Origin of the sequence: Mesobacillus sp. (assembly GCF_049588175.1) — a bacterium.
Taxonomy (GTDB): Bacteria; Bacillota; Bacilli; order Bacillales; family Cytobacillaceae; genus Mesobacillus.
This window is the reverse complement of sequence record NZ_JBAVFI010000017.1, coordinates 1-8,628: the sequence shown is the minus strand read 5'-3', so window position 1 is coordinate 8,628 and position 8,628 is coordinate 1. Positions and strand designations below refer to the sequence as shown.

At 41.6% G+C, this 8,628-nt stretch carries 5 protein-coding genes and 1 pseudogene; all 6 read left to right on the top strand.

Going from position 1 to position 8,628, the window contains the following annotated elements:
- The coding region (locus WB217_RS00370) for a purine/pyrimidine permease (RefSeq protein ID WP_423989577.1) at positions 1-1,287 on the top strand (1,287 nt) is incomplete at its 5' end.
- A 373-nt stretch (positions 1,288-1,660) separates the two neighbouring features.
- A pseudogene (locus WB217_RS00365) lies at positions 1,661-2,073 on the top strand (CoA-binding protein).
- Positions 2,074-2,175: 102 nt separating this feature from the next.
- On the top strand, positions 2,176-3,297 hold the full coding sequence (locus WB217_RS00360) for a sugar diacid recognition domain-containing protein (protein ID WP_423989575.1): 1,122 nt from the start codon (positions 2,176-2,178) through the stop codon (positions 3,295-3,297).
- 119 nt (positions 3,298-3,416) lie between these two features.
- A complete protein-coding gene (locus WB217_RS00355; protein ID WP_423989573.1) occupies positions 3,417-4,685 on the top strand; it encodes a GntP family permease in 1,269 nt (422 codons plus the stop codon).
- Between the two features lie 72 nt (positions 4,686-4,757).
- On the top strand, positions 4,758-5,891 hold the full coding sequence (locus WB217_RS00350; RefSeq protein ID WP_423989571.1) for a glycerate kinase: 1,134 nt from the start codon (positions 4,758-4,760) through the stop codon (positions 5,889-5,891).
- A gap of 329 nt (positions 5,892-6,220) precedes the next feature.
- Positions 6,221-8,548: an RNA polymerase recycling motor HelD gene (gene helD / locus WB217_RS00345; RefSeq protein WP_423989569.1), complete on the top strand. Its 2,328-nt coding sequence runs from the start codon at positions 6,221-6,223 to the stop codon at positions 8,546-8,548.
- Positions 8,549-8,628 lie beyond the last annotated feature (80 nt).

The following is an 8,628-nucleotide window of genomic DNA, read 5'->3' as shown; positions in this document are numbered from 1 at the left end:
AGTCTTTCGGCGATCCAATGGATGGCTTTTATCATTGCAGGCTCGATCGTCGCACCAATCGCCATTGCGGATATATACCATTTGAACCCTATTGAAACTACAGGGATGGTCCAGCGTACAATGTTTGTACTTGGGATATCAAGTCTGCTTCAGGCTTTGATAGGACATAGATTGCCAATCAACGAAGGGCCAGCAGGGCTTTGGTGGGGAGTTTTCACTATTTATGCAGGGTTAAGCACAACGCTGTTTTCTTCCAAAATCGAAACGCTGCAGGCACTTGAAGGGGCAATGATCATTAGCGGTTTAGTCTTTTTTCTATTAAGTTTATTCAAGTTGATAGAAAAACTGGCTCAATTGTTCACGCCTGTCGTCAATGGTATATATTTGCTCCTGCTGATTATCCAGTTAAGCGGTTCTTTCATGAAAGGCATGATGGGACTGGGCGGGGATATTAATCAAATAGACCTTAAAGTCGCATTGTTCAGCATCGTAATGGTTGCTTTAACATTCTATTTGTCCAGACATCGAATCCGGTGGGTCAGCCAGTATTCAATCCTGGTTAGCCTAGCAGCCGGTTGGATGCTTTATTCATTACTTGGTTTAGGTGAAGGTTTACATTCCTATAAAGGCCCAGCATTTGCTCTGCCTGAAGTTTTCGCTTTCGGTAAGCCGGTATTTGACTCTGGTTTAATGGTGACCTCCGTTTTTATTACCTTCTTGTTGATCACAAATATGCTTGCAAGTATCCGCGTTACTGGGCAGGTTCTGAAAGAAAAAGGATGTGTTGAAGGAGAAATGCGCTATCGTGCAAGTGGCTTTACCGCCGGAGTTAACCAGATTCTTGGAGGTGTGTTCTCTGCAATTGGATCTGTTCCTATTTCAGGAGCAGCTGGTTTTATTGCTACGACAGGAATTACGAGGCTGCTTCCATTTATTATCAGTTCTCTCTTGATCATTGCGGCAAGCCTTTTACCAGGTGCAATGTCGTTCTTTGCTTCGCTGCCAGCACCAGTCGGGTATGCAGTAACTTTTGTCATTTTCGCAAATATGATCGGTATTGCTTTTTCCGAATTCGATCGTGAACCAGACAAGAACAGAACAAGACTTGTCATTGGAATCTCCTTGCTGGCAGGAGTGGGTGCTATGTTCGTCCCTGGTGAAGCATTCAGAGACGTTCCGCCAGCCCTTGTTTCGCTCTTGAACAACGGATTAATCATTGGAACATTGATTGCTGTCGTCACAGACCAATTTACCATGGGCAGGGTGAAACTCAAAAATAAAGCGTGAAATTTCAACATTAGAAACGTTAAACTTTAATCGGTTTAACGTTTTTTTATTTAAAGGCTCTGTTAAACAAGGCTGTTGATTTTCGTTCCAGGCGCTTCGCTTTCCGCGGGGCTGGCGCTGAGCCTCCTCGTCGCTTCGCTCCTGCGGGGTCTCACCTGACCAGCTGCGCCCGCAGGATTCTACGCGCCTTCCACTACAATCAACAGGGTTTAAAATCAACATTCAGCTTTAACAGAGCCTATTTAAAAGAAAAATGCAGGTATTTTCATTTATCGAAAGAAATCATAGGTAATAGGCAAGTTTATGTCTCATCTCATTATTTTAAGTTAAAATGAAAATGGGATATAAATACATTCATAGGAGTGAGTGGCACATGACAATTGAGAATCCAAGCCGGGAAGAAATCGGGAAAATCTTAAAAAAAGCGAAAAGAGTTGCAGTAGTCGGATTAAGTGATAATCCCCAGCGCACCTCATATATGGTGTCACAGGCAATCAGGCTTCCGGCTACGAAATCATACCGGTAAATCCGACTGTTGATGAAGTTCTGGGAGTCAAGGCAGTGAAAACTTTAAAGGAAATTGAAGGCCACATAGATATCGTCAATATATTCCGCCGTTCAGAATACCTTCCAGAACTTGCGAAAGAGTTTGCCGAAATCGATGCTGATGTTTTCTGGGCACAGCTTGGCGTTGAAAATGATGAAGCTTACAACTTTTTAAAGGAAAAAGGCTACACAGTCATCATGGACAGATGCATAAAAGTAGAACATGCAATGACTAGATAATTCTAAAGCGTGGGGACTTATGTTCACACGCTTTCGCTTTTGTTTAAGGCATAAATCCGCCATAATGGAAAGAAACATATTCGTTCGAGGCAGGTATTTTCAATGGAGTTTTTAAACAAGCAGCTCGCCCAGGAAATTGTCGATCGGACAATGGGCATCATCGGCAGGAACATAAATGTGATGGATAACCGAGGAATCATTATTGGCTCTGGAGATAAAAATCGGATTGACAATTACCATGAGGGAGCAGTCATGGTGCTTGATAAGGGACAGGGCTTCGCAATCAGTGAAGTGGAAGCGAAAAAGTTGAATGGCGTTAAAGCGGGTATCAATCTTCCTATTACATTCGAGGGGACAATTGTTGGAGTCATTGGAATCACAGGACCACCTGATGAAATTATTAATTACGGCGAACTTGTTCGGATGGCCGCAGAGCTAAGCCTTCAGCAAGCTGTACTCATGAATGAAATCCAATGGGACGAACGGCTGAGAGAAGAGGTAGTCAGCCAGATACTTCATTTTGAAGGCAAATTTGATTCTCTCTTTCTTGAACGATCTAAACGCCTCGGCATTGACTTGGAGCTGCCAAGATCAGCGATGATAATATTAACTCCAGATCGTAAGAAATCTTTTTCCTTCCTGAAAAACAGGCTGGAAAAAGAAGATTTATTTTTGATGCAGCACGACAGGATTGTCATTTTAAAGAAAATCCCTTCAGGAGAAACTACCAATGTGTTGTCTTATCTAAAAAAAATCGCTGAAGGCTGGCATAATGGAATGAAAGAGTATTTAAAAATGGATGTGAAAATTGCGATTGGGGACTATCATGATGGACTCACCGGCACAGCAAAATCCTATCTTCAGGCATCTAACACACTGATTGCAGGTTTAAAATTAGAAGTTGAAAGGCACATTTTTACTTATAAAGATTATTATCTTCCTGTATTTTTACTTGTGGCATCCAGAGAGGGACTGACCGAGGATTTGGAGCCACTCATCGCGCTTTTATCAAGAAAGGACCCAAAGGGCGAACTGACTGAAACATTACGAGTGTATATCGAAACGAATGGGGACATGAATGGTACTGCGCACCAGCTATACATACATCGAAACACATTAAGGTACAGGCTGGATAAAATCACTGAAATCACAGGCAAGGATCCCCGAAAAACAACCGAGTTGCTGCATCTTTATATTGCACTATTAAATCACGTTATGAAATAGTTGTGCATTTGCACAAAAGACCTGTTCTAATACAGGTCTTTTTTTGCACGATTGTATAATGAAAAGCAATTAGATAGCGCTTACAATAAGGTTACAACAACATAAGAGGAGGAATTTCAGTGGATGTACAAGTAAGCGCTTTCGGCGCAATAGTAGCACTTATTGTCGCAATTTTTCTTATTCTTAAAAAAGTATCCCCAGCATACGGAATGATTGCAGGCGCCCTTATCGGTGGGCTTGTGGGCGGTGTTGATGTCACGAATACCGTTACATTGATGATGGAAGGTGCTAAAGGCATCATTCCTGCAGTTTTGAGAATTTTGGCTGCTGGTGTGCTTGCAGGTGTACTGATTGAATCAGGTGCAGCAGCTGTAATTGCTGAGACGATTGTGAAAAAAGTAGGCGAAACCCGTGCTTTGCTTGCACTTGCAATTGCAACAATGATCCTGACAACCGTTGGAGTATTCATCGACGTAGCGGTAATTACTGTATCTCCTATCGCATTGGCTATCGCTAACAGAGCAGGCATCTCTAAAACAGCTATCTTGCTTGCTATGATCGGTGGCGGTAAAGCAGGCAATATCATGTCACCAAATCCGAATGCAATTGCTGCAGCAGATGCTTTCCAAATCCCTTTGACTTCTGTTATGGCGGCTGGAATTATCCCAGCAATCTTCGGACTTACTGTCACGTATATTTTAGCTAAGAAGCTAGTGAACAAAGGTTCAATAGTTACAGCAAAGGAAAGTGAGACGCAGCACAACGGAAAGCTGCCGCTGATTTTTCCGGCTATCGTCGCTCCATTAGTCACGATTGTCCTGCTTGCTCTTCGCCCGTTGTTTGATATCAATATTGACCCAATGATCGCATTGCCAGTCGGTGGGATCGCAGGTGCTCTGGCAATGGGTCACATTAGAAAAATCAATGATTATGCTGTTGCAGGCCTTGGCAAAATGACAGGTGTTGCAATCATGCTTCTTGGAACAGGTACACTTGCTGGGATTATCGCTAATTCAGGTTTGAAGGATGTTGTTATAAATAGTTTAGAAGCTTTAGGTCTGCCTGGTTATGTACTCGCTCCTGTATCTGGTATCTTCATGTCAGCCGCTACAGCCTCAACTACTGCAGGTACAGCAGTTGCATCACAGGTGTTCGGATCAACCATTCTTGAAATGGGTGTAACAGCATTAGCAGGTGCCGCAATGGTTCATGCTGGTGCTACGGTACTTGACCACCTGCCACACGGAAGCTTCTTCCATGCAACAGGTGGCAGTGTAAATATGGAAATAAAAGAGCGCCTTAAAGTAATCCCTTACGAAACTATAATTGGTTTAACTTTAGCAATTGTGTCCACGTTGATTTTTGGAATATTTAAGTTCTTCGGATAAGGATTTTTCACTATTTAATAGGTTTATCCAGTTTTGATTATCCGGATCCAGCAATGAAAGGGGAAGCCGCGCATGAAAATCGTAATAGCGCCAGATTCTTTTAAAGAAAGCCTCACTGCTCTTGAAGTAGCACAAGCAATAGAGAAAGGGATGAAAAAGGTTCTTCCGGATGCTGACTTTATTAAAGTTCCCATGGCTGATGGCGGGGAAGGAACAGTCCAATCACTCGTAGATGCGACAGGGGGAAAAATCATTTCGAAAACGGTCACAGGACCACTCGGAGAACCCGTCGAAGCATTTTTTGGAATATCGGGTGATGAAAAGACCGCTGTAATTGAAATGGCTGCCGCTTCTGGTTTGCATCTTGTTCCAGCTGAAAAAAGAAATCCATTAATCACAACTACAAGGGGTACAGGTGAATTAATAGCAGCCGCTCTTGATTATGGAATCGAACGAATCATTATTGGAATTGGCGGCAGCGCTACGAACGATGGCGGAGCCGGCATGGCAAAAGCTCTCGGCATCAAGCTGCTTAATTCTGAAGGAAACGAAATAGGTGATGGAGGGGGTGCACTGGGAGACATCGCCGCAATTGATATGGCCAATATTGATCTTCGCGTAGCAACTGTTTCAATCGAAGTTGCATGTGATGTCGATAACCCGCTTACTGGACCAAAAGGCGCTTCCAGCATATTCGGACCTCAAAAAGGGGCTAACCCTGAAATGGTGAGACTATTGGATGGAAACCTGCATCATTTTGCAGAAATGATCCTTAGAGATGTCGGCAAGGATATCGAACAGATTGCTGGCGCCGGTGCTGCCGGCGGTCTCGGCGCTGGTCTTATGGCATTCCTGTCTGCCGAGCTTAAAAGGGGCGTAGATATTGTCCTTGAGGCTACGGCACTTGAAGGTCAGCTTAAGGATGCAGATTTCGTCATCACTGGAGAAGGAAAGATTGATGCACAGACGGTTTTTGGCAAAACGCCAATTGGAGTTGCAAAAGCAGCAAAAAAACACAGTATTCCTGTCATAGCAATCGCAGGCAATGTTGGCACTGATAGCCATGTTGTTCATGAGCATGGAGTAGATGCCGTTTTCAGCATTGTACCTGGAATTATTCCGCTGTCAGATGCATTCGAGAATGCAAGTGTATATGTGGAAAGACTTGCTGAAAATATAGCCTCTGTGATTAAATTAAGTAAATAAAAGAAAGAAGAAAGCCGCGAGCTGTGTATGATCAGCATCGCGGCTTTCTTACGTTTAGAAGAGATAGTAAAAGGTTATTGTTGATTAACAAACTCAATTTAGTGATTGGAAATCATCTGTAAAGTTCAGTCCAGTCATAGAAAATAAAAAACACCTATTTAAGGTGCATTCGACAAAAAATGTATTTGAATTATAAATATGCACATAGTAAAATGGAAGTTGATTCTAATAAAAGCGTTGGTATATATACGCAAAAACTCTAATATAACATTAACACAAAGAAAAACAAATGTCAAATAAAAGAGCTTGATTTTGGGGAGTGAATTTTCATGGAAGAAAAACAGCTTAAAAACTTAGAAAATGAACAGAACCGTGTGGGTTCCATCATAAAGGAGATCGACAAAAAAGCGAAAAAATGGAATGAAAGCTCTAGTGGGGTTGGCACAGATGCTCGCCAGTTAAGAAAAACATTCTGGGAAGACGTTACTGTTAACTTCGATGAATCCGATGATGTCGAAGAAACATTCACTAGTATCAAACAGCAAGCAGCACTCCTTTCAGAACGTGAACGTACACAATCTCAAATGATCAAGCAGCTGAAAACTCTATCCCGTCTTAGATTTTCCCCCTATTTTGGCAGGGTTGATTTTCAGGAGAATGGTGAGAGCCAGACAGAAAAGATATACCTCGGTATCGCTTCGCTAATGGATGAAAAAGAAGAAAATTTCCTTATCTATGACTGGCGTGCACCGATTTCGGGCCTGTATTATGACTACTCCCCAGGACCAGCTAACTATAAAACTGATACTGACATGATCGAAGGAATAATGGAGCTTAAACGCCAATTTGTCATCAAGGCCGGAAAAATTAAAGCAATGTTTGAAACCGGTGTAACAATCGGTGACGAGATGCTCCAGGAAGTATTAGGCAACAACGCTGACACGCAAATGAAGACAATTGTAGCGACAATCCAAAAGGAACAAAACCAGATTATCCGAAATGACTCCAGCAGCCTTGTTGTTGTCCAGGGGGTTGCCGGAAGCGGTAAGACATCCGCGGCCATGCAGCGGGTGGCTTACCTTTTATATAGATACAGGAATATCATAAAGTCAGAAAACATCATGCTTTTCTCACCAAATCCTTTATTCAACAGCTATGTAGCCACTGTACTGCCTGAGCTAGGTGAAGAAAATATGCAGCAGGCAACATTCCAGGAGTATCTGGCTACAAGATTTGGAAGTGATTATACACTTGAGGATCCTTTTGAACAAATGGAGTTTTTATTAGAAGCTGAAAAAGATGAAGCATTTTTTGTTCGCAAAGACAGCATTCGATTTAAATCCAGCCTTGATTTTAAATTCCTATTAGACAGATATGCTGAAAAATTATCAACAGAAAAACTCCCTTTTAAAAACATAGGTTTTAAAAAGCGGATTATGATTTCTAAGCAGGACATCTCTGCCTTCTACGAATCCATTGACAAAACGATTTCGATACCAAATAGGATACAGCTGGTTAAAGAGTGGCTCGTCAAGGAATTGAAAAAGAAATCAAAAATTGAACAAAAACAAGAATGGGTAGAAAGAGAGATCCAATTCCTTGAAAAAGAGCATTATCTAGAAGCATTTAAACAGAGCCAGCAAAAACAAGGTGCTGCAAATGATACGTTCAATGATTATGAACGCGAACAAAAATGGCTTACTGAAATGGTTGTTAAAAAACGATTTAAGCCACTGTTTAACTCTGTTAAAAAACTTAGGTTTGTTGATACTAGAGCCCTTTTTATCGACTTTTTTAAACATAGTCAAACTACAAATGCTATTTTCCCTGAGGGCTGGGAAAAATCATGTGCCATTTCAATCAGCAATTTAGAAAAACGTTTCATAGCATATGAGGACGCAACTCCGTTTTTATATTTGCAAGACTTAGTGGAAGGAAGAAAATCAAATACATCGATTCGCCATGTATTCATCGATGAAGCACAGGATTATACACCATTCCAATTTGCTTATATTAAAATGATGTTCCCTTACAGCAAAATGACGCTGCTCGGAGATATAAACCAGGCAATCTATTCGGGTCCTACAGGAGCTCCAACCATTTTGGCAGAATCCGAACTTGATTTTGGAGCAAAAGAAACCTATAGATTAACAAAGACCTATCGCTCCACCAGGCAGATTGTGGAATTCACCCGCCAGTTGATTGATGGAGGAGAATTAATTGAACCATTTAACAGAACAGGTCCAAAACCAGTGATTGTTCAGGTTGAAGACATGAATGATCAAGTAACCAAAGTTAGTAGAATAATTGAGAACATGCAAGCAGCGGGACACAAAAATATCGCGATCATCTGCAAGACTGCAAAGGGAAGCAAATCAGCCTTCGAAGCAATCCAACAAAAGCACGATGCAAGACTGATTGAAAAAGGCACATTAACATTTGAATCAGGCATTAATGTAGTGCCAGCGTATCTTGCTAAAGGAATAGAATTCGATGCCGTCCTGATCTTCGATGCTTCTGAATATCAAAGAGAAGAAGAGAGGAAATTGCTGTATACCGCCTGTACGAGGGCCATGCATGAATTGTTTGTTCTATCGGCAGGGAAAATGAGTCCATTGCTGGACAGAGCAGCTAAAGAAACATATGTTCTGCAATAATACACATATAGATTTTTTGCATAGATTGTTTCCTCAAATTAAAAATACAGTTTTTCAATAATTGTTTGGTAATCTGTATC